Origin of the sequence: Mesorhizobium sp. M0601 (genome assembly GCF_040320845.1) — a bacterium.
GTDB lineage: Bacteria > Pseudomonadota > Alphaproteobacteria > Rhizobiales > Rhizobiaceae > Mesorhizobium.
The window spans coordinates 76,028-95,909 of record NZ_JAMYQK010000008.1 but is presented as its reverse complement, the minus strand read 5'-3'; the positions used below and the strand labels follow the sequence as shown (position 1 = coordinate 95,909).

Genomic DNA, 19,882 nt, shown 5'->3' with positions numbered 1-19,882 from the left:
CACAGCCGTGATTCCGGCGCCGTTATCGCGACATTTTTCCGGGCCAATCATTAACCCGTTGTCCACCGGATACGCCTAGTTTTTGCGGCGGTCGAAGAACGGAGTCTCAAAGTGATACGTGGCGAAAACGGCATTGCCTTCTCGATGCCCGGCGGCGACGTGTCGGGGACAGCCGGGGCGCGGCCGATCGACCTGGCGCATCTTGCGCGCCAGACGATGGGCGATCGGAGCCTCGAGCAGGAGGTGCTGGCTCTGTTCGTGCAGCAGGCGCTGTCGGTGCGCGACAAGATCGTCGATGCGGATGTCAGGCAGCGGCTGCTATTGGCACACGGGCTCAAAGGCTCGGCGCGTGGGGTCGGCGCCTTCGCCATTGCCGATTGCGCCAGCGCGATCGAATGCCGGCCCGAAGACGCCAGCACGCTGAAGCGGCTTGGCTCGCTGATCGAAGAAGTGCGCGACTTCGTCGCCGCCATCAGCCGATAGCGCTTATTCCCAAAACGCCACACAGCGGCGCTTTGGCGCCGCAGTTGACTTGTCCGGCAGAGTGATTATGTCGGCTCAGACTCCCTTCAGGTGACAAATGACCAAGCTGACCTTCATCGCCCATGACGGCACGCATTTTGACGTGGATGCCGAAAACGGCTCGACCGTCATGGAAAATGCGATCCGCAATGCGGTGCCGGGAATAGAAGCGGAATGCGGCGGCGCCTGCGCCTGCGCGACCTGCCATGTTTATGTCGACGAAGCCTGGACGGCGGAGGTCGGCGAGCCGGAAGCCATGGAAGAGGACATGCTGGATTTCGCCTACGAGGTCCAGCCGAACTCGCGGCTGTCATGCCAGATCAAGGTGCGCGACGCTCTCGACGGGCTGGTCGTGCGCGTGCCGGCCCGCCAGGGCTGAAGCCGATTTTTGCGGCTGCCGCTTGGCAGCGGACCAATGGTCATGCAGTGTCGCGCCGTTTTCCCATAAAGGCGCATGCTTCATGACCGCTATCACCAAGACGGACGTACTCATTGTCGGGGCAGGGCCTGTCGGCCTGTTTGCCGTATTCGAGCTCGGCCTCTTCGACATGAAGTGCCATCTGATCGACATACTCGACCGGCCCGGCGGGCAATGCGCCGAACTCTACCCGGAAAAGCCGATCTACGACATTCCGGCTTGGCCCTCGATCTCGGCGCAAGGCCTGGTCGACAAGCTGCTTGAGCAGATCGCGCCGTTCAAGCCCGAATTCACCTATAGCCGCATGGTTTCGAGCCTGGAAAGGCTGGACGACGGCAGCTTCCGCGTCATTACCGACGAAAACGAGGTGTTCGAAACCAAAATTGTGGTGATTGCCGCCGGCGGCGGTTCGTTCCAGCCGAAGCGGCCGCCGATTCCAGGCATCGAACCCTATGAAGGCAAGAGCGTGTTCTACTCGGTGCGCCGGATGGAGGACTTTCGCGGCCATGACCTCGTCATCGTCGGCGGCGGCGATTCGGCGCTCGATTGGACGCTGAACCTGCAGCCGGTCGCCAAGAGCGTGACGCTGGTGCACCGGCGGCCCGAATTCCGCGCAGCGCCCGACAGCGTCAACAAGATGTATGCCATGCAGGAGATGAAGCAGCTGGAATTCCAGGTTGGACAGGTGACTGGCCTGACCGGCAGCGACGGCCAGCTAGTCTCGGCCACGATCAAGGGGCCGGAGGGCGATGTCGAAGTGCCGTGCACGCGGATGCTGCCGTTCTTCGGCCTGACGATGAAGCTCGGCCCAATCGCCGAATGGGGGCTCAACCTCCACGAGAACCTGATCCCGGTCGACACCGAAAAATTCCAGACGTCGGTTCCCGGCATCTTCGCCGTCGGCGACATCAACTGGTACCCGGGCAAGCTGAAGCTGATCCTGTCGGGCTTCCACGAGGTCGCCTTGATGGCGCAGGCAGCCAAGCGCATCATCAGCCCCGGCGAGCGCATCGTATTCCAGTATACGACCTCGTCGACCAGCCTGCACAAGAAGCTCGGCGTGGTCGACTGAAGCTCGCCGGATTTCGCCGGACAGGTCTATTCGGCCAGGGTTGGGGCCACAGCCTCGGCATGGCCGCGAAGCGTTTTCTCCGGCATCAGCCAGAGCGTGATGAGCGACAACAGCAAGATCGCGGCCGCGGCAAGAAAGATCATCACGAACGGCATGGCCGAGGCGATATGGCCGGCCGGCTGCGTGCCTTCGCTGGCCAGCGGCAGCCCGTAACCAAGGGCGACGGCACCGAGCATAGCGACGCCAAGCGCGCTGCCCAGCGAGCGCAGGAAGGTGAGAACGCCGGTCGCCACGCCAAGGTGCATACGATCGACGGCGTTCTGGACCGAGACGGTGGCAACCGGAAAGGTCGTGCCTGTGCCCAGGCCTACGCAGGTCGTCAACACCTCGACGAGCAACAGTGAGGCATGCCCGGCGACCAGGCTGAGCACGCCGAGGCACAGGATCGAGAAAACAGTTCCGATCATGGCAATGCGTTTATAGTGAAAAAAGCGCGGGATCATTCGCGCGCTGAAGGTCGCACCGGCCACCGTGCCGAGCATCAGCCCAAGCAATGCGGTGCCCGATTGACTGACCGACAGGCCGACGACCGACTGCAGGTAGACCGGCAGATAGACCGACAAGCCGACATTGGCGGCCTGCAGCAGGAACATCGACAATGTGCCGGCGAGAACGATCGGATTGCCGAGCACTTCGAGCGAGATCAGCGGTTCGGCCGCGCGCATGAGCCGCAGCGCGAACGCGCTCCAGAACACCGCCGAGCAGGCGAGCAGTCCAAGGATTTCAGGCGACAGCCACGGATACTCGCTGCCGCCCCAGTTCAAGGCAAGCAGCAGCAGCGAGGTGGCCGCGACCAGAAGCAGCGCGCCGAGGCCGTCGATGCGGTGATGTTTTGCGGCGATCGGCAGCTTCTTGAGCGGGTTGTTGATGATCGCCATGGCCAGCAGGCCCAGCGGAATGTTGATCCAGAAGATCAGCGACCAATGCAGATGTTCGGCGAAGGTGCCGCCGAGCAGCGGCCCGGCGATGCTGGCGACGGCCCATGTGCCCGAGATCCAGGCGGCGTATCGGGCCCGCTCGCGCGGCGGCACGAGGTCGCCGATCACGGTCTGCGTCAGGGCGAACAGACCGCCGCCGCCGGCGCCCTGGATCGCCCGGCCGACAACCAGGACCAGCATGTTAGGGGCCGTGGCGCTGACCAGCGAGCCGGCGAGAAAGATCAGGATTGCAGCATAGACGGTCGGCCGGCGACCATAAATATCGGAGATCTTGCCGTAGAGCGGCGCCACGGCGGTCGCGGTCAGAAGATAGCCGGTCACGATCCATGGCAGATATTCGGCATGCCCGAGCAGACGTGCCATCGTCGGCATCGCCGGCGCGACGATGGTCTGGTCGAGCGCCGCCAGCAGCATCGACAAAAGCACGCCGCCGATGATGGCGTTTTTCTCGGTTTCGTTCAGCGGCGCGTTGGTTTCCACCATCGTTTGCTTGTCGACAGCCTGGTCCATATCCGTTCATCCATTATGCCTGCGTACACGTCCGCGACGGGCTGGGAAGCATCTAGTACGCCGATTGGCGTTTGCCGGAGGCTGATCCCTGCGAACCTGGCATATGTCGTTCGCTATAGGCCGATTTCGACAGCGGCTCGAAAGTTTTCCGAAGCTGGCACTATGTTTCGGCAAAATTGGCTTTGTCCGACGACGCGGAGTTCAGCCGGGAGCGAGCCGGCCGTTCTCAATGCGCTCGATGCGATAGTGCAAAAGCCGCAGGATGCGGCTTTGGAAATTGGCGCTTTCGACGCGATCGAAGCGCATCTGGTCCTGGTCGTGTTTGGCAAGCATGGCCGCAGTGATTTTTGCGGCCTTGGCCTTTGCCAGTTCGCAGGTCTTTTCCGGGTAGCTCGCCTTCAAGGCGTCTTCTAGTTCGCGGCCGTGGTTCTTGGCAATCTCGACGTGGCGTTCCTCATGGCGCTTGATGTCGGCGGACAACGTATCCCAGAACAGCCTGACGCCGGCATCGGCTTTGCGCGGGCGGCGCCACTCAGGAAGGATGACCTTGACCTTGACGGTGACGACAGCATCGGCAATCCAGCACGAGCCCGGCTTTTGCGCATAGCTGACGCGGGTGGTGAACGCCATCTGGGTAGCTCCCGGATGCCGCGACCCGGTGCTTTTCACCTGAGGGCCGAGTTTCGACAGCTGGGTCTCGATGTCGTCGAGCGTCCTGCCGCCGATCGGGAAATAACTATATGTCTTGACGAGAGTTGCAGCGCCGGCCGGGAATGCGGTCAGAGCGAGCATCAGGGCGCAAAGGAGGGATCGTTTCATCGTGTTGCCTCTTTCCCCACCTTGCTTTACCGCCGTCCTCGGCGCAACGGAATTGATCCCCCGCCACGCCGCGGGATCGAACATGGTTGATGGGCAATGATGACAGGGCGATGGCAGTTGGCGCACGGACGCCATCTCGACCTTGGCGGCAAGGCCGTGGTCGTCGGCATCCTCAACATCACGCCGGACAGTTTTTCCGACGGCGGCCTGTTCGATGCGCCGGAAAAAGCAGTGGCCCAGGCGCGCCGCATGGTCGAGGAGGGGGCCTCCGTCATCGACATCGGCGGAGAATCGACACGTCCCGGGGCGTCTGCGGTCTCAGCAAAGGAAGAGCAGGCTCGCATATTGCCGGTCATCGAGGCGCTCGCGACGTCTGGCGGAACGCTGATCTCGGTCGATACCTATCGCGAGGATACAGCCCGGCTTGCCGTACAAGCCGGCGCGCATATCGTCAATGACGTCTGGGGCCTGCAGCGCGAACCGGGCATTGCCCGCGTCGCGGCCGAAACCGGCGCTGGCCTTGTCGTCATGCACACGGGACGGGACCGGCAGAAACTGCCCGACGTGATTGCCGATCAGCTCTTCTTCCTCAGGAAGTCGCTGGAAATCGCGCGGCGGAGCGGTATTGCCGACGATCATATCGTGCTCGATCCGGGCTTCGGCTTCGCCAAGGAGACGGCAGCGGAAAATCTTGACCTGATGGCACGGTTTTCCGAACTTCATGCGCTGGGTTTTCCACTGATGGCCGGCACATCGCGAAAGCGCTTTATCGGCACCGTCACCGGCCGCGACGCAGCCGCAAGAGGCGCCGGGACCGCGGCCACCAGCGTCATCCTGAGGCTCAAAGGCGCGCATCTCTTTCGCGTCCACGATGTCGCAATCAACGTGGATGCGCTGGCCATCGCCGATGCTATGCTGGCACGTGAGATCGGGGAAAGCTGAGCCATGTATGTCATCCGCATGAAGAACTGCGCCTTCTTTGCCCGGCACGGTGTGCTGGACGAAGAAGAGACGCTCGGCCAGCGCTTTTATGTCGATGCGGCACTCACGGTGGATCCCGGGCAGGCGCTGGTCGAGGATTCCATCGAGGACACCGTCAATTACGGCATCGCCTTTGCGGTCATCGAGAAGATCATTACCGGCGAACGGCGCTTTCTGATCGAAGCGCTGGCGCTCGAAGTGGCGAGGGCGCTGACGGCGCGGTTTCCGCAGATCAAAAAGGCCGAGATCACCGTGCGCAAGCCGAACGCCCCGGTGCCGGGTGTGCTCGATCATGTCGAGGTGACCGTTGTCTGGCCAGAATAGTAACAACAACAACACCGTCTATCTCAGCCTTGGCGGCAATCTCGGTGATCCGGCGAAGTCGATGGCTGCGGCACTGGGCATTCTGGATGCCAACGAGAGAACGCGCGTCGTTGCCGTTTCGTCGCTCTACCGCACGCCGCCCTGGGGCAAGCTCGATCAGCCGGATTTCCTCAACGCGGCGGCCGAAATCTCGACCGCGCTCGCGCCACGGGCTTTGCTCGACGTTTGCCTCGACGCCGAGCGAAAACTGAAGCGGGTGCGCGAGGAGCGCTGGGGTCCACGCCTGATCGATATCGACATTCTGGTGTTCGGCGACCGCATCATCCACGAGACCGGACTGGAGGTGCCGCATCCGCGCATGCTGAAGCGCGCCTTCGTGCTGGCGCCGCTGGCAGAAATTGCGCCGGAGCTTGTGGTCGACGGCAAGAGCGTATCGGAGCGGCTGGCCGCCGTCGACACATCGGGCATTGAACGGCTGCCGTCAGGCCGGGATTGGTGGAAAACCTGACGCTGCCGCCATCGGTGCCTGAAATCAGCCGGAGAACCCACCTCCGTCGAGGAACATTTGTTCGTCCGGTGTCGTCTCGCGGCCAAGCATCCTGTTTCGATGCGGAAAGCGGCCGAAGCGCTGGATGATGTCGCGATGCTCGATCGCATATTTCAGATAGATCGGGGCTTTGGCGGCGGTAAGCTCTACCGATTTGAGCTGATCGGCGAGGTCCTCCGAATGCTCATAGGGCAGATAGAGAAAAACGCGGAGCTCTTCGTCGAGTGCCAGGTCATGGCCGGCAGCGATCGCTTTCCCGGCGAAATGCCGCGCCAGCGGGTCCGTGGCGTACATGTGGCCGGTGGCGCGAAAGCAGTTTCGCGGAAACTGGTCGAGCAGGATCATCAGCGCCAGCGACCCTTCGGCGTGTTCGGACCAGCCGTCGCATTCGCGGCGGGCGGCGGCAAAGTGCAGATCGAGAAACCGGGTGCGGAAGTCGGCATCAAAGGCGTCGTTCTTCTCGAACCACGCGTCCTCCCCGGCGTCGCGCCAGAATCTGGTGATGGAGACAGCGCGCTCGTCCAGTTCGTTCATCATTCGCGTCTTTCCAACGTTTAATCGGCCGGTTCGGATTTCTGCAGCACGCCGGCGGTCTCCTCGTTGAGCGCCTGGCCCACGCGCCGTGGCGTGCTGAGCGGCGTCGGGATGGGGGTGCCGATATTGCCTTTGAGGAAGCGCCGCCCGGCGCGGATGCCTTCTGCCTGTTGAAGTTCGAAACGGGCAGCATCGCGGCGGCGGACGTCCTCGACTACCTCGGCGACCTCTTCCGGATCGACGCCGAGAGCTTCCAGTGTCGAGCCGCCGAAGACAAGCGCCGATTCGAACGTCTCGCGGAGCTGATAGTCGACGCCGGCACGAATGAGCTGCAACGCCGTGCCGCGGTCGAAAGCCCGCGCCAGCACCGTCAGCAACGGAAACTCCGCCTTGATGAGCTCGGCGATGCGCACGGCGGCATCGGGCTTGTCAACGCAGATCAGCACGGCGCGTGCGCGCCCGGCTCCCGCGGCACGCAGGATGTCCAGCCGCGTGCCGTCGCCGTAATAGACCTTGAAGCCGAAATCGGCCGCCGCCTGGATCATCTCGACCTCATTGTCGATGATCGACACATCAATCCCGCGCAACAAAAGCGGCTGGCTGGCGATCTGGCCGAACCGGCCAAAGCCGATGATCAGCACGCTGCCGGTCAGGCCTTCGGCGACATCGACGCCTTCAAGCGACTGCTCGTCGCGTGGCGTCAGATACCGCAATGCTATGATCGCTAAGGGCGTCAGCACCATGGAAATGATGACGATGGCGGTCAGCATCGCATTGGCCTGGCTATCGATGATACCGACAGCCGCCGCTGCGGAATAGAGGACGAAGGCGAATTCGCCGCCTTGCGCCATGAAGACCGCGCGCTCGAGCGCTTCGCGGTGGCCGGTTTTGAGAATGCGGGCGACGATATAGATGCCGATCGCCTTCATCATCATGTAGGCGACGACATAGATGGCAATGAGCTGCCAGTTGACGACGACCACATGCAGGTCGAGCGACATGCCGACGGCGAGGAAGAACAGTCCGAGCAGAATGCCACGGAACGGTTCGATGTCCGCCTCCAGCTGATGGCGGAAGGTCGATTCCGACAAAAGCACGCCGGCCAGGAAGGCGCCCATCGCCATCGACAGGCCGGAAAGCTGCATGGCGAGCGCCGACCCGAGCACGACCAGAAGGGCGGCTGCGGTCATCACCTCACGGGCGCGCGCATCCGCCAGGATACGGAAGAACGGATTGAGCAGATAGCGTCCTGCAAGCACCAGCCCGACGATCGCGGCAAGGCCGATGCCGACCTCCGTCAACCGATCCGACAGGCTCATGTCGGCGCCGCCCGGCGCGAGGAAGGCGATCAGCGCCAGCAGCGGCACGATGGCCAGGTCTTCCAAAAGCAGGACCGAGACGATGCGCTGGCCCTTGGGCGTGGCCAGGTCGCCGCGTTCTTCCAGCAATTGCATGACGATTGCCGTCGAGGTGAGTACGAAACCGGCGCCGGCGACGAAGGATTGCGCGATCGGGAAACCTCCCGCCAGGCCGACGCCGGTCAGCAGGACCGCGCAGACGCCGACCTGCAGCGCGCCAAGCCCGAAGATCTCGCGGCGCATGCCCCATAGCCGTGACGGCTGCATCTCCAGCCCGATAATGAACAGGAACATGACGACGCCGAGTTCGGCGACATGAAGAATGGCTTCCGATTCGGAAAAAATGCGCAGCCCGAACGGACCGATCACGACGCCGGCCGTCAAATAGCCGAGGATGGAGCCAAGTCCGATACGCCTGAAGATCGGCACCGCAACGACGCCGGCGGCAAGCAGCGCCACCACCTGGATCAGATCGCCGTTTGATGCCTCTGCCGCCATGCCTGCCGTTCCGCTCTCTTGCAACAAGCGGCCAAGATAGGGGCTTCGGGGCGGATCGAACAGTGCGAATCCGGCGCGTTGTGAAGGCGATATTGCAGGCGCACTGAACAGGATAATGGGCTCCCGCGCGTTGCTTGTTCCAGCAATCCGGCGCTAAGGACCCGGCTTCGGCCAGTGAAGGGCGAGCGACGATCAAGTCGCGGCCCTTTCAGGCGGTGACAACCAAGTATCAGGGCGGCACGACAGCAGCCGAGGCCTGCAAGGCCTATGACGAGGTGATTGCCGCGATCAAAGGCTGAGCACTTATTTGCAAATCAAAAGAGGGCGGCGCCGTTTGGCCGCCGCCCTTCTCACGCTGAAAGCTCAGTTCGGAGTTATGGAGCCGACCTCGACTGCATCGATCCGCTTCAGCTTCATGCCGATGACCGGGACCAGCTGCTGGTCGACGCGCACGGCAACGGTCACTGTCATCGAATTGTCGTCGGGGACAAGCGCCTGCATCACGCCGCGCAACTGATTGCGATTGATGGTGAAAACCACCTTGTGCGCATCGACGACATTGCCGCCGATAATGTCGAGGCCGGAGCCGGCGGCCCCGCCCATAAAGCTACCCTTGTAGCCCTGCCGGCCCTTGTGTTCGATCGTTGCCGACATCTGCTGGGTGAACATGCCTACCCGACAGCCGCCGTCGAGCGACATGCCGACCTTGCCGTCAGGCGTCGAGCCGATGAAGCTGCAGGTGAATTTCGTGCCCTTGTATTTGCCGGCAACGATTTCCCCGGGGCCGACCCATTTGCCTTCGACCGACCGAAAGAACTGCTTGTCCGGTTCCGCCGCCGAGGTCTTTCCGGCAATGCCGACGGTTGCGACAAGCGCGAGCGCCACGGGCAGCCCGCTGGACAGAATAACGCTTTTCATCGACGACACCCGGCAACAAAGAGACTGATTTGGACGCTTCCGACCATGGACAAGATTGGTTAATGCTTTGTCACCCCAAGGCAATAGTCACGTTCCGGAAGCGGATGTTTCTTTTTCTTTCTTTGCTGCAAAGGAGGTCAGCGCGGAGAGGAAATCGCCCAATCCGGGCCGCCTGACCGCGTAAAAGGGCAGGGGCCTTGCGGTTTCCATCGCTGCAATGCCGATGCGCGCAGTCATCATGCCGTTGACGACGCCTTCGCCGAGCTTGGCCGAGAGCCGGGCGGCAAGGCCGTGGCCGACGATCTGCTGGACGAAACTGTCGCCGACGGCGATCGACCCGGTGACCGCGAGATGGGCCAGAACGCTGCGCGCCAGGCGAAAAAAGCCAAGCGTGCCGGGGCGGCCGCCATAAAGTTCCGACAGCCGGCGAATCAACCGGCCGGCTTCGAACACGACATAAGCGACGTCGACCAGCGCGCGGGGGCTGACCGCGGTCACCAGGGAGACGCGCTTCGCCGCTTCGAGGATCATCACCCTGGCGCGGGCATCGAGCGGGCCGAGTATCTCGGTCTCGGCCAGGCGCACCAGATTGCCGCCGTCAATGATCTCGCCGCGCAATTCGGCCAGCGAGCGCCTGCCGGCCGCGGTTTCAGGCTTGGCCGAGACAAAGACCGACAACTCGTCGACCACGGCGCGGGCGGCCTTCGGATCGTCACGGGCAATTGCATCGAGCGCCCGCTTCTGCAACTTTTCGACCTCGGCAAGGCGGGCAATCGCCATGAATTCGCGCACGAGGATGATCAGAAGCGCCAGGATGGCGATCGCGGCCATAGCGGCAGCCAGCCAGCCCAGCCACTCGGCGCGCTCGAACAGGTCGCGAATCAGCTGGTCGGTCCAGAGGCCGACGGCGAGCGAAACCAGAACGCCCAGCGCGCCGAAGAACAGGCTGCCAAGCAGCGAACGTTTTCGCGGCGCAATCGCCGGCGGCGGTTCGGCGGCGACGATATCAGGCTCGTCGAAGACGTCGATCTCCGCCGGTGTGACCACGGCAAGATCCGCCGTCACGGTACGCGGCTTTCGCGCCGGCGCGGCCCCGGACGCAGTATGGTGAGCCGTCGAATCTTCCTTCTGCTGGGGCTCCGGCTCGATGCGAAAGGCCGCCGGTCTGCGGGGCGCACTCATGCGAGATGATCTCCGATCAGGAACTGCAGCGCGCGGTCGAGCCTGATATGCGGCAGCGACAGCGTGACGCCCTCGGCGGTGCGCTCGAGTTTCGGCGGGCGAAAGCGCACGAAGCGGATCGCGGGGTCGTCATCGTTCTGCCGGCGGGTCGATTCGGAAACATCGAACACCGCATCAACTTTCTCCGGCAAGTCACCGGGAAATATGGCTGTTTCTGTCTTTCCGTCAAAGGTTTCGCCATCGATTTTTTCGCCGCGCAACGGCATGCCGATAATGACCGGCAAAGTCTCGCGGCCCTGCTTGACCGTGCCTTCCCGGGTCGCGCGCATGGCAGCCATAGCGACGACGTTGACGTCGGCGCCGGTGAAATTCGCCCGCGCCACGGCTCGGTCGGCTAGCCGCCGCACGATCGCCTGCAGCCGGTCGTGGCTTTCGTGGTGCAGATGGTCGGCCTTGGTCGCGGCCACCAATATACGGTCGATACGCCTCGAAAACAGGTCGGTCAGGAAATTGCCCCGGCCGGGCCGGAAACAGGACAGGATTTCGGTGACCGCGCGCTCTAGATCGGCCATCGCACCGGGGCCGGCATTCAATGCCTGCAATGCGTCGATCAGCACGATCTGGCGGTCGAGACGCGTGATGTGTTCGCGAAAAAACGGTTTGACGACATGCGTCTTGTAAGCCTCGTAGCGCCGCTCCATCATAGCCTGCAGCGATCCCGAGCGGGCGCGCCGGCCGCCCAGATTCGGCAGCGGCGCGAAGGTGAGAGCGGGCGAGCCTTCAAGATCGCCGGGCATCAGGAAGCGGCCGGGCGGCAAGGTCGAAAGCGCCCGCTCGTCGAGTTTACAGGCCTTGAGATAGGCCGCGAAGCTCTCAGCGAGACGGCGCGCCGTCATCTCGTCGGCCTCGGCGTTGGGGTCGACCGGATCGGAGAGCGCCCGCCATTCCCGCGAAAGGTCGACACGCACCGCCAACACGGCCATCTCGAAGGCCTCACGCGAAAAATCGGCGTAGGACTTGCCGAGCAGCGGCAGGTCGAGCAGCCATTCGCCGGGATAATCGACGATGTCGACCGACAATTTGCCGGCGGAAAACATGCGGCTCCAGCCAGAGGCCGATTCGTATTCGATGGTGAGCCTCAGTTCGGAAATCGCACGCGTCGAATCCGGCCAGACGCGATCGTCGACAAGAGCTGCGATGTGATCCTCGTACTGGAAGCGTGGGACCGCGTCGTCCGGCTGCTCTTCGAGAAAAGCCCTGGCGATGCGCCCCGATTTTTGTGCCTCAAACAGCGGCAAGCGTCCGCCATGGACGAGATTGTGCACAAGGGCCGAGATGAACACCGTCTTGCCGGCGCGGGACAGCCCGGTCACGCCAAGACGCAGTGACGGAGCGAAAAGCCCGGCAGCGCGGCCTGACAACGTATCCAAGGCAATCTTCGCCTCGTCGGTAAAAGTCGTCAGCGCTGATGGCAAATCTGTTCTCGCGGGCCGGTCAGGATCCGATATAGGCTTTGATGCGCGGCTTTGAAATGGCCTCAGATATCGGCAGGCGTCAGGAAGGCTTCGAGATAGCCGGTGCCTGGCGCAGCCTCGGCAAGTCTGCCGTTGAACCGGACCACCGCAAGTGCGGAGGTCGGGAAGCCGTGGTTCAGCATGGCCCGCGCGGTGTCGTCGCCGTCGCCCGAGAGCGCCATGGCGAGATCCTCAATCATCGGATTGTGGCCGATGACGAGCAAGGCATCCAGCCCGCCATTCTGCCGGATGGCAGTGAGGTACGCGGCGGCATCGTCGCTGTAGAGGGTGTCACAGAACAGCACCCGGCCCGTGTCCGTGTGGCCAGCCAGGCTTTCCAGCGTCTGGCGGGCGCGCTTGGCGCTTGAGCAAAGGGTGAGGGCCGGTGCGTATTTGCGGGAACGCATCAGGACGCCCATCGCTTCGGCATCGGCGAAGCCGGATGGATCGAGCGGGCGGTCGAAGTCAGCCACGCCAGGCAGCGCCCAGCCGGCCTTCGCATGCCTCAGCAGGTAAAGTCTGGTCACCGGATCCCCGTTGTGCCGGGCACCGAACCCGTCAGCACGCCGCAGGATTTGCCATCAGAAGAGCTCCGTGCGCAATGGCAAGCGCCCCTCAAGCATAGCGAATCATGTACGGATTCGGTCGTATTCTTCGCAAAAAGGGCATCGCCGACGCCGTTTTGTCCGAGACTAACAATTGCGTGAAACTGTCGTCGATTGACCTTGTGCAGCTTTCGGTCCGCGAATATATAGGCGCCAAATTTGGGGTTTGTTGGGTGAGTCGAATGAACGACATCGTTACCGCCGATTACGTACCCTCCGAAGACGAGCCGTTCATGAACGAGCGGCAGAAATCCTACTTTCGCATGAAGCTCGTCACCTGGAAGAACGACATCTTGCGCGAAGCGCGCGAAACTCTTGAAATCCTGCAGCAGGAAAACGCCAACCACCCCGACCTCGCCGATCGCGCCTCCTCCGAAACCGACCGCGCCATCGAACTTCGCGCCCGCGATCGCCAGCGAAAACTCATCTCCAAGATCGATTCGGCCCTCCAGCGCCTTGACGAAGGCACTTACGGTTATTGCGAGGAGACGGGCGAGCCGATCGCGCTGAAGCGGCTCGACGCGCGCCCGATCGCCACCTTGTCGATCGAGGCACAGGAGCGCCATGAGCGGCGCGAGAAGGTCTACCGCGACGACTGAGTCGCCGGGAAAAACAGCGGCATCGGTAAAGCGTTCACAATGGCCGGTTTTCCGGCCATTTTCATTGGCCGTTCGCTATCGGCCTATCTTTTCTGATTGGACAACTCGCCGAGGAGCTTCGTCATCTCGTCGTCGAGAGAGGGTGATGCCTTCGCCACCGGCTTGCTCGGCGTTTGGCTGAAGCGTGGCTCGTCGAGGGAAACCTCCAGCTCCTTCATCAGCGCATCGTCAATCGACTCGTGCTGTGCCGGCGGCTCGTATCTTGCCGGGGAGTCCTGTCTTGCCGGCGGCTGCGCATGCCGCGAGGCACTGGCGTTGACGGATCCATAACTTGGCAACGGCGTGACGTTCGATGCCGGTTTCGGCGCCGGCGCCGGCATTGTTGCCGGCATCGTCGCCGTCTGGCGGGCTCGGACAGGGGGTCGCGGTTACGCTTGCCGGCTGCGGTGGCGCTTGCCTCACCGGCGCGGCTGTGGTCGAAGCCGACCTTGCTGCCGGCTGGTGGCCGTTATCTCCGGTCAATGCCGGGCGCCGCAACGCCGAGAGCCTGATGTCGCGCTCGACGACGACGTCGGTCGGACCACCGATCAAGAGCAGGTGCTCGATATCGTCACGGCGCACCAGCACCAGCCGCCGGTGACTGTCGACCGCTGTGGCATCCATGACAGCCAGCCGCGTCTTGCGGTTCCTGCCGCCGGCGACGAATGTCCCGAACGTCAGGCTGCGGACCAGCCTGATGATAAGAAGAATGATGAGCAGAAGGACAAGTACTGCAAACGTCCATAGGATTGCTGCGGCATAACCAGGACCCGCCACGCCATCCAGCCATTGCAGCATTGGTTCCCCCAAAATCAGCTTTCGAAGAGAAGCGACACTAGACTGTTGCGGCAGGCCACCGCAAGTTGCCTTTCACGCTTCGTGAACAGCTTGAAACGCCGGGAGCCGAACGGCGTCATTTTTAGCGGACATCTGCAGCCGGGCCTTTTCCCAACCCTGAGAATATGATTCAACCGACACCGGAATTCACGAGCAGGGGGCACATGGCCAAGGAAGCGCGCGGCGATTTCTATCCGGTACCTATCGTCGACCAGAACACGCGACCGGGAGCGGTCACCCGGCTCATCGTCTTCATCGTCGTCCTGACTGGGGCAGCGATCGTCTTCGGCCTTTTCCGGGAGCGCCTTGGCGATCCATTCCTGCTCGGCATGCTTGGCGTGCTGGCGATGATCGGCGTCGGCTTTCTATTCGCCACTGCGATCGGCTTCGTGCACATCACGCCGCGCTCGACAAGCGACGAACTGTCGAAAGCTTTCGTCGATTCGATGTCGCAAGGTCTCCTGGTCACCGACACCAAAGGCCGTATCATCTACGCCAACCGGACCTATGCCGATATGACGGGTGCCGAGTCGGCCGCCGACCTCAAGACCGTCGAAGGTTTGCTTTCAGACGTTCCCGAGGCCTCGGTGACCATATACCGGCTGGCGTCCGGCCTGCGTGACGGCCAGCCTGGCGACGGCGAGTTTCGGCTCGCGCAGTCCATTCGGCCAGGCGCCGAACCGGGCGCTCGCTGGTACCGCGTTCGGGCCCGCGCCTTCAGCGTTCCCGGCCAGCGGCTGCCCATGCTTGCCTGGCAGCTTGCCGACATCTCGCAGGAACGAGCCGAGCAGGAGCGGTTCTTTCGCGACCTGCAAAAGGCGATCGATCACCTCGACCATGCGCCGGCCGGCTTCTTTTCGGCCGACCAGGAAGGCCGCGTCACCTATATCAACGCGACCCTTGCGGAGTGGCTGGGCATCGACCTGGCCAGCTTCACTCCCGGCGCCATCACGCTGCCGGAGATCGTTGCCGGCGACGGCATGGCGCTGGTCCGTTCGGTCAAGGCCGACGCTGGTACCACGCGCAATGCCGTTATCGACCTCGATCTGACGACGATGACCGGTGAGGCGCTGCCGGTGCGCTTCATGCATCGTGTCTCGGCCAGCCGAGAGGGGCTCAACGGCCCGACTCGCACCATCGTGCTCAACCGGACGCAAGGCGAGGACGCTTCGGCCGACCTCCGCGCATCGGAAATACGCTTCACGCGGTTCTTCAACTCGACGCCGATGGCGATAGCCGGCGTCGACCATGCCGGCCGCATCCTGCGCACCAATGCGCCGTTCCTGTCGCTGTTTTCCTCGGTCGTCGACCGCGACGCGGTCGATCGCCGTGTGCGGCTGGATACGGTGATCCACGAGCGCGACCGGCCGGCTTTCGCCGCGGCCTTTGAAAAGGCACGCCAGCAACAGGCTGACATCGAGCCGATCGATACGGTGCTGCCCGGCAACGAGGAGCGCCACATACGCTTCTACGTCAACGCGGTCGCAGACGGAACCGGTGGCGAGGGCGCCGAGGAATCGGCCATCGTCTATGCCGTGGAGACCACTGAGCAAAAGGCCCTCGAGGGCCAGATGGCGCAGAGCCAGAAGATGCAGGCGGTCGGCCAACTCGCCGGCGGCATCGCGCATGATTTCAACAATGTGCTGACCGCCATCATCATGGCCTCGGACCTGCTGTTGACCAACCACCGGCCGTCCGATCCGTCATTCCCGGACATCATGAACATCAAGCAGAATGCCAACCGGGCGGCCTCGCTGGTGCGGCAGTTGCTGGCCTTTTCGCGCAAGCAGACGCTGCGGCCGGAGGTGCTCAACCTGACCGACGTGCTCGCCGATCTCAGGATGCTGCTTGCCCGGCTGGTCGGCAACGACATCAAGCTCAAGATCGACCATGGCCGCGACCTGTGGCCGGTCAGGGTCGATATCGGGCAGTTCGAGCAAGTGGTGGTCAATCTGGTGGTCAATGCGCGCGATGCGATGCCGGCCGGCGGCGACCTCACGGTGCGCACCCGCAACGTCAGCGCCGGAGAGTGCAAGACCTTTTCCTACCGCGAACTTACTCCGGCCGACTATGTGCTGGTCGAGGTCGAGGACAGCGGCAGCGGCATCGCGCCTGATGTGCTGAAAAAGATCTTCGAGCCCTTCTTCACGACAAAGGAGGTTGGCAAGGGAACCGGACTCGGCCTGTCCATGGTCTATGGCATCATCAAGCAGACAGGCGGCTTCATCTTCTGCGATTCCGAAGTCGGCAAGGGATCCGTGTTCCGCATCTTCCTGCCGCGGCACATTGCGGAGGCAAGGAAGGCGGGCGAGGCTGGAGAAGTGCCGGCCGCCCCCGCCAAGATCGCCGACTCAGCCAAGGATCTGTCGGGCTCGGCCACGGTGCTGCTGGTCGAGGACGAGGACGCCGTGCGCATGGGCGGCATGCGGGCGCTGAAATCGCGCGGCTACACCGTCCACGAGGCGTCGTCGGGCGTCGAGGCGCTTGAAGTCTACGAAGCGCTCGGCGGCAAGGTCGACGTCGTGGTGTCGGACGTGGTGATGCCGGAAATGGACGGCCCGACGCTGCTTGGCGAATTGCGCAAACGGCAGCCCGACATCAAGTTCATCTTCGTGTCCGGCTATGCCGAAGACGCGTTCGCCAAGAACTTGCCGGCCGACGCGCATTTCGGCTTCTTGCCGAAGCCGTTTTCGCTCAAGCAATTGGCCACGATCGTAAAGGACATGCTGGAATCCTGACCGCTTCCAACGCTCCGCTTGCGCAATGTCGTGAGACTGCCATGATTGCAGGCGAAACGGGCGACGGGTTTTGGAAAGCATGCCGTGACGCCACACAACGAGGCTAGCAAAGGCGACTACGCAAGCACGGTGCTGCTGCCGGGCGACCCGCAGCGCGCTGAATGGATGGCGGAGACCTTTCTGGAAGCGCCGCGCTGCGTCAACCGCCGCCGCGGCGCGCTCGGCTTTACCGGGTTGTTTCGCGGCAAGCCTGTCAGCGTCCAGTCCACCGGCATCGGCGTCCCGTCATTCCTGGTCTACGTGCACGAGCTGCTGGATTTCTACGGTGCGAAAACGTTGATCCGCACCGGCACCTGCGGTGGCCTGACCGCCGAGACGGCGCTGCGCAGCCTGGTGATCGCACAATCGGTGCGTGGCGAAAATGCGGAGAGCGGCCAGGTTTTTGGGCTCTATCGTGCCGATGCCGGCCCCGATCCGGCATTGTTGGCCCAGGCGTTGGCCCGGGCTGCGGAACTCGGCATCGACCATCGGGCCGGGCTGACGATCTGCAGCGACATTTTTTATCATCCGCTGGGGCGCGAACGCTTTGCCGAAGCACAGGCACAGGGGGCGCTCGCCGTGGATATGGAAACCAGCGCACTCTACCGCATTGCGGCCGATTTCGGCGCCCGGGCGCTGTCGATCCTGACCGTCGTCGACAATGTGGCAACCGGCGAGCAGACCGACTATTCCGAACGCCAGGGCCTTTTCACCGATATGACCCGGCTGGCGCTCGACATGGCGGCGGAGAGCTAGGCGGCTTCTACTTCGGAGTACGGAAGCTCGCCAGGTTCCGTACTTTTCAACGCTTCGTGCAGGTCGAGGCGGTAAAGGCGCCGTCTGGCTGCTTCATGATGATGTCGAAGGACGGGGTGGTTCCGCTTTCCAGCGTCGCTTGCGTAAGCGAGATCGAGTTGCCACCGCTGGTGTAGCCGCCCAGCGGACCCAGCCAGGTAATCACCCCGTCTGCATCCATCTGGTAGTTATAACTCTGCGGCGCGGTGCCGAAGCTAACCGGACCGCTATAGACGTTTCCCTTGATGGTGATGTCGCCGAGGCTGAGGAACATGCCCAGCAGATAGACTTCGCAATGATAGGAGCCGTCCGGCAGCTTGCCGTCGCTGAAGCCGGCGCGCGCTACGGTCGTCGTCGCCAGCAGAAGCATGGTGATGAAAATGCAAGACGTTCGGAAGGCCATGGCGTCGCTCGTTTAAGGGTTCGAACTTGCCCCATTTCGCTGCGGCGCTGCAATCCTCGCCAGCGCTCATATGATGCTGCTCAAAATTCGGGCATTGGCCTGTATATGAGTAAAACTTAGGCTGGTACGAGTGATCTTTTCTCATTTCAAACCTGGCAGGCGAGGTTCATCTCCTGCGGCTAATACATTAACCGACTGACAGGGCTGGGAAATCTCAAACCCTCCGATCTTTCGCCGGTGATTGGCACAGCCGTTGCATGGTCTGTTCCGATGCAGTTAACCAGCTTGGGAGTTTAAAAGTATGAGGGGCAGTTTCTCGACAATAACAAAAATGTTTTCGGCCGGCGTGGTCACCGCCGGCCTGCTGATGAGCGTTCCCGCCAAGGCGGCCGACGACACCATCAAGGTCGGCATCCTCCATTCGCTGTCGGGAACCATGGCGATCTCGGAGACGACGCTGAAGGACGCCATGCTGATGCTCATCGAAGAGCAGAATGCCAAGGGTGGCCTGCTCGGCAAGAAGCTCGAGGCGGTGGTCGTCGATCCGGCTTCCAACTGGCCGCTGTTCGCCGAAAAGGCGCGCGAGCTGATCTCCAAGGACAAGGTCGCGGCGGTGTTCGGCTGCTGGACCTCGGTGTCGCGCAAATCGGTGCTGCCGGTGTTCAGCGAACTCGACAACATCCTTTTCTATCCCGTCCAGTATGAGGGCGAGGAGAGCGAACGCAACGTGTTCTACACCGGTGCGGCGCCGAACCAGCAAGCCATTCCCGCGGTCGACTATCTGATGAGCGAGGACGGCGGTTCGGTGAAGCGCTGGGTTCTCGAAGGCACCGACTACGTCTACCCGCGCACCACCAACAAAATCCTCGAGGCCTATCTGAAGGCCAAGGGCGTCGCTGCGGAAGACATCATGGTCAACTACACGCCGTTCGGCTTCTCCGACTGGCAGACCGAAGTTTCGGCGATCAAGAAGTTCGGCTCGGCCGGCAAGAAGACCGCCGTGGTCTCGACCGTCAATGGCGACGCCAACGTGCCGTTCTACAAGGAGCTCGGCAACCAGGGCATCAAGGCCGAGGACATCCCGGTCATGGCCTTCTCGGTCGGCGAGGAAGAGCTTGCCGGTCTGGACACTGCGCCGCTGGTCGGCCATCTCGCCGCCTGGAACTATTTCGAGAGCGTCGACACGCCCGAGAACGCGAAGTTCATCGCCGACTGGCACAAATTCATCAAGAACGACAAGCGCACCACCAACGACCCGATGGAAGCCCATTATATCGGCTTCAACATGTGGGTGAAGGCGGTCGAGAAGGCCGGCACCACCGATCCGGACAAGGTCATCGACGCCATGGTCGGCGTCTCGGTGCCGAACCTGACCGGCGGTTATTCGACGATGATGCCGAACCATCACATCACCAAGCCGGTGCTGATCGGCGAAATCCAGGCCGACGGCCAGTTCGAAACCGTCTCGCAGACGCCAGGCCTGGTGATGGGCGACGAGTGGTCCGACTACCTGCCTGACTCCAAGGACCTGATCTCCGATTGGCGCGCGCCTCTGTCCTGCGGCAACTTCAACGTTGCCACCGGCAAATGCGGCGGCAAGGGAACCAACTGATCCTCCCGGTCTGTCCTCCC

At 62.7% G+C, this 19,882-nt stretch carries 20 protein-coding genes and 1 pseudogene; 11 read left to right on the top strand and 10 right to left on the bottom strand.

Annotation, left to right across the window (positions count from 1 at the left end):
* The first annotated feature begins 114 nt into the window (after nt 1–114).
* From NKI41_RS10835 to NKI41_RS10825, 3 genes are all read left to right on the top strand, one after another.
* On the top strand, nt 115–483 hold the full coding sequence (locus NKI41_RS10835; protein WP_292660938.1) for an Hpt domain-containing protein: 369 nt from the start codon (nt 115–117) through the stop codon (nt 481–483).
* A gap of 97 nt (nt 484–580) precedes the next feature.
* Entirely contained in the window at nt 581–901 is a 321-nt protein-coding gene (locus NKI41_RS10830; protein ID WP_023674833.1) for a 2Fe-2S iron-sulfur cluster-binding protein, read from the top strand.
* A gap of 82 nt (nt 902–983) precedes the next feature.
* Nucleotides 984–2,012, top strand: coding sequence for an NAD(P)/FAD-dependent oxidoreductase (locus tag NKI41_RS10825; RefSeq protein ID WP_352540614.1), 1,029 nt, complete (start codon nt 984–986; stop codon nt 2,010–2,012).
* Nucleotides 2,013–2,038: 26 nt separating this feature from the next.
* On the opposite strand, the gene NKI41_RS10820 is transcribed toward NKI41_RS10825, so the two are convergent.
* Together NKI41_RS10820 and NKI41_RS10815 are read right to left on the bottom strand one after the other, a co-directional pair.
* Nucleotides 2,039–3,520, bottom strand: coding sequence for an MDR family MFS transporter (locus tag NKI41_RS10820; protein ID WP_352540613.1), 1,482 nt, complete (start codon nt 3,518–3,520; stop codon nt 2,039–2,041).
* 201 nt (nt 3,521–3,721) lie between these two features.
* Nucleotides 3,722–4,339: a DUF922 domain-containing Zn-dependent protease gene (locus NKI41_RS10815; RefSeq protein ID WP_023674836.1), complete on the bottom strand. Its 618-nt coding sequence runs from the start codon at nt 4,337–4,339 to the stop codon at nt 3,722–3,724.
* Nucleotides 4,340–4,435: 96 nt separating this feature from the next.
* Here NKI41_RS10815 and folP point away from each other — a divergent pair, with 96 nt between their 5' ends.
* From folP to folK, 3 genes are read left to right on the top strand one after another with little or no spacing between them, the layout of a single operon-like run.
* Nucleotides 4,436–5,281 (top strand): dihydropteroate synthase, encoded by an 846-nt coding sequence (gene folP, locus NKI41_RS10810; RefSeq protein WP_352682902.1) that lies wholly within the window; start codon nt 4,436–4,438, stop codon nt 5,279–5,281.
* Between the two features lie 3 nt (nt 5,282–5,284).
* Nucleotides 5,285–5,644 (top strand): dihydroneopterin aldolase, encoded by a 360-nt coding sequence (gene folB, locus NKI41_RS10805; protein WP_352568755.1) that lies wholly within the window; start codon nt 5,285–5,287, stop codon nt 5,642–5,644.
* Nucleotides 5,628–6,152: a 2-amino-4-hydroxy-6-hydroxymethyldihydropteridine diphosphokinase gene (gene folK, locus NKI41_RS10800; RefSeq protein WP_352682900.1), complete on the top strand. Its 525-nt coding sequence runs from the start codon at nt 5,628–5,630 to the stop codon at nt 6,150–6,152. Before folB ends, folK begins: the two co-directional genes overlap by 17 nt.
* A gap of 24 nt (nt 6,153–6,176) precedes the next feature.
* Here the strand turns inward: folK and NKI41_RS10795 are convergent, their stop codons facing one another.
* Entirely contained in the window at nt 6,177–6,725 is a 549-nt protein-coding gene (locus NKI41_RS10795; RefSeq protein WP_352448961.1) for a DUF924 family protein, read from the bottom strand.
* Nucleotides 6,726–6,745: 20 nt separating this feature from the next.
* Entirely contained in the window at nt 6,746–8,581 is a 1,836-nt protein-coding gene (locus NKI41_RS10790; RefSeq protein WP_352682898.1) for a monovalent cation:proton antiporter-2 (CPA2) family protein, read from the bottom strand.
* A gap of 134 nt (nt 8,582–8,715) precedes the next feature.
* Here NKI41_RS10790 and NKI41_RS10785 point away from each other — a divergent pair, with 134 nt between their 5' ends.
* Entirely contained in the window at nt 8,716–8,880 is a 165-nt protein-coding gene (locus tag NKI41_RS10785) for a hypothetical protein (RefSeq protein WP_352540610.1), read from the top strand.
* Nucleotides 8,881–8,944: 64 nt separating this feature from the next.
* On the opposite strand, the gene NKI41_RS10780 is transcribed toward NKI41_RS10785, so the two are convergent.
* From NKI41_RS10780 to NKI41_RS10765, 4 genes are all read right to left on the bottom strand, one after another.
* Nucleotides 8,945–9,499: a hypothetical protein gene (locus tag NKI41_RS10780; protein WP_023674843.1), complete on the bottom strand. Its 555-nt coding sequence runs from the start codon at nt 9,497–9,499 to the stop codon at nt 8,945–8,947.
* 87 nt (nt 9,500–9,586) lie between these two features.
* Entirely contained in the window at nt 9,587–10,681 is a 1,095-nt protein-coding gene (locus tag NKI41_RS10775) for a YcjF family protein (RefSeq protein WP_352471717.1), read from the bottom strand.
* Nucleotides 10,678–12,156 (bottom strand): YcjX family GTP-binding protein, encoded by a 1,479-nt coding sequence (locus NKI41_RS10770; protein WP_352502493.1) that lies wholly within the window; start codon nt 12,154–12,156, stop codon nt 10,678–10,680. Before NKI41_RS10770 ends, NKI41_RS10775 begins: the two co-directional genes overlap by 4 nt.
* 62 nt (nt 12,157–12,218) lie before the next feature.
* Nucleotides 12,219–12,722 carry a SixA phosphatase family protein gene (locus NKI41_RS10765; RefSeq protein WP_352682895.1) on the bottom strand — a complete coding sequence of 168 codons (504 nt, stop codon included), beginning with the start codon at nt 12,720–12,722 and terminating at the stop codon, nt 12,219–12,221.
* 260 nt (nt 12,723–12,982) lie between these two features.
* Between NKI41_RS10765 and dksA the strand changes: the two genes are divergently transcribed.
* Nucleotides 12,983–13,399: an RNA polymerase-binding protein DksA gene (gene dksA / locus NKI41_RS10760; protein ID WP_023674847.1), complete on the top strand. Its 417-nt coding sequence runs from the start codon at nt 12,983–12,985 to the stop codon at nt 13,397–13,399.
* Nucleotides 13,400–13,482: 83 nt separating this feature from the next.
* On the opposite strand, the pseudogene NKI41_RS10750 reads toward dksA, so the two are convergent.
* Nucleotides 13,483–14,236: pseudogene (locus NKI41_RS10750) on the bottom strand (hypothetical protein).
* Nucleotides 14,237–14,439: 203 nt separating this feature from the next.
* On the opposite strand from NKI41_RS10750, the gene cckA reads away from it, so the two are divergent.
* Complete coding sequence (cckA, locus tag NKI41_RS10745) at nt 14,440–17,013, top strand: cell cycle histidine kinase CckA (RefSeq protein ID WP_352682889.1); 2,574 nt, start codon at nt 14,440–14,442, stop codon at nt 17,011–17,013.
* A gap of 84 nt (nt 17,014–17,097) precedes the next feature.
* The gene (locus NKI41_RS10740; protein ID WP_352682887.1) at nt 17,098–17,808 is read left to right on the top strand and encodes a purine-nucleoside phosphorylase; all 711 of its coding nucleotides are present in this window, start codon (nt 17,098–17,100) and stop codon (nt 17,806–17,808) included.
* 46 nt (nt 17,809–17,854) lie between these two features.
* Here NKI41_RS10740 and NKI41_RS10735 read toward each other — a convergent pair whose 3' ends face one another.
* The gene (locus NKI41_RS10735; RefSeq protein WP_352502497.1) at nt 17,855–18,250 is read right to left on the bottom strand and encodes a hypothetical protein; all 396 of its coding nucleotides are present in this window, start codon (nt 18,248–18,250) and stop codon (nt 17,855–17,857) included.
* Nucleotides 18,251–18,551: 301 nt separating this feature from the next.
* Here NKI41_RS10735 and urtA point away from each other — a divergent pair, with 301 nt between their 5' ends.
* Nucleotides 18,552–19,862 carry an urea ABC transporter substrate-binding protein gene (urtA, locus tag NKI41_RS10730; RefSeq protein ID WP_352455694.1) on the top strand — a complete coding sequence of 437 codons (1,311 nt, stop codon included), beginning with the start codon at nt 18,552–18,554 and terminating at the stop codon, nt 19,860–19,862.
* Nucleotides 19,863–19,882 lie beyond the last annotated feature (20 nt).

What these genes read in the sequence shown, in the direction of transcription:
- NKI41_RS10790 (WP_352682898.1), bottom strand. Translation starts at nt 8,581, where the DNA reads ATGGCGGCAGAGGCATCAAACGGCGATCTGATCCAGGTGGTGGCGCTG.
- dksA (WP_023674847.1), top strand. Translation starts at nt 12,983, where the DNA reads ATGAACGACATCGTTACCGCCGATTACGTACCCTCCGAAGACGAGCCG.
- NKI41_RS10825 (WP_352540614.1), top strand. Translation starts at nt 984, where the DNA reads ATGACCGCTATCACCAAGACGGACGTACTCATTGTCGGGGCAGGGCCT.
- NKI41_RS10815 (WP_023674836.1), bottom strand. Translation starts at nt 4,339, where the DNA reads ATGAAACGATCCCTCCTTTGCGCCCTGATGCTCGCTCTGACCGCATTC.
- folP (WP_352682902.1), top strand. Translation starts at nt 4,436, where the DNA reads ATGATGACAGGGCGATGGCAGTTGGCGCACGGACGCCATCTCGACCTT.
- NKI41_RS10780 (WP_023674843.1), bottom strand. Translation starts at nt 9,499, where the DNA reads ATGAAAAGCGTTATTCTGTCCAGCGGGCTGCCCGTGGCGCTCGCGCTT.
- NKI41_RS10775 (WP_352471717.1), bottom strand. Translation starts at nt 10,681, where the DNA reads ATGAGTGCGCCCCGCAGACCGGCGGCCTTTCGCATCGAGCCGGAGCCC.
- NKI41_RS10820 (WP_352540613.1), bottom strand. Translation starts at nt 3,520, where the DNA reads ATGGACCAGGCTGTCGACAAGCAAACGATGGTGGAAACCAACGCGCCG.
- cckA (WP_352682889.1), top strand. Translation starts at nt 14,440, where the DNA reads ATGGCCAAGGAAGCGCGCGGCGATTTCTATCCGGTACCTATCGTCGAC.
- NKI41_RS10735 (WP_352502497.1), bottom strand. Translation starts at nt 18,250, where the DNA reads ATGGCCTTCCGAACGTCTTGCATTTTCATCACCATGCTTCTGCTGGCG.
- NKI41_RS10795 (WP_352448961.1), bottom strand. Translation starts at nt 6,725, where the DNA reads ATGAACGAACTGGACGAGCGCGCTGTCTCCATCACCAGATTCTGGCGC.
- NKI41_RS10830 (WP_023674833.1), top strand. Translation starts at nt 581, where the DNA reads ATGACCAAGCTGACCTTCATCGCCCATGACGGCACGCATTTTGACGTG.
- folB (WP_352568755.1), top strand. Translation starts at nt 5,285, where the DNA reads ATGTATGTCATCCGCATGAAGAACTGCGCCTTCTTTGCCCGGCACGGT.
- urtA (WP_352455694.1), top strand. Translation starts at nt 18,552, where the DNA reads ATGAGGGGCAGTTTCTCGACAATAACAAAAATGTTTTCGGCCGGCGTG.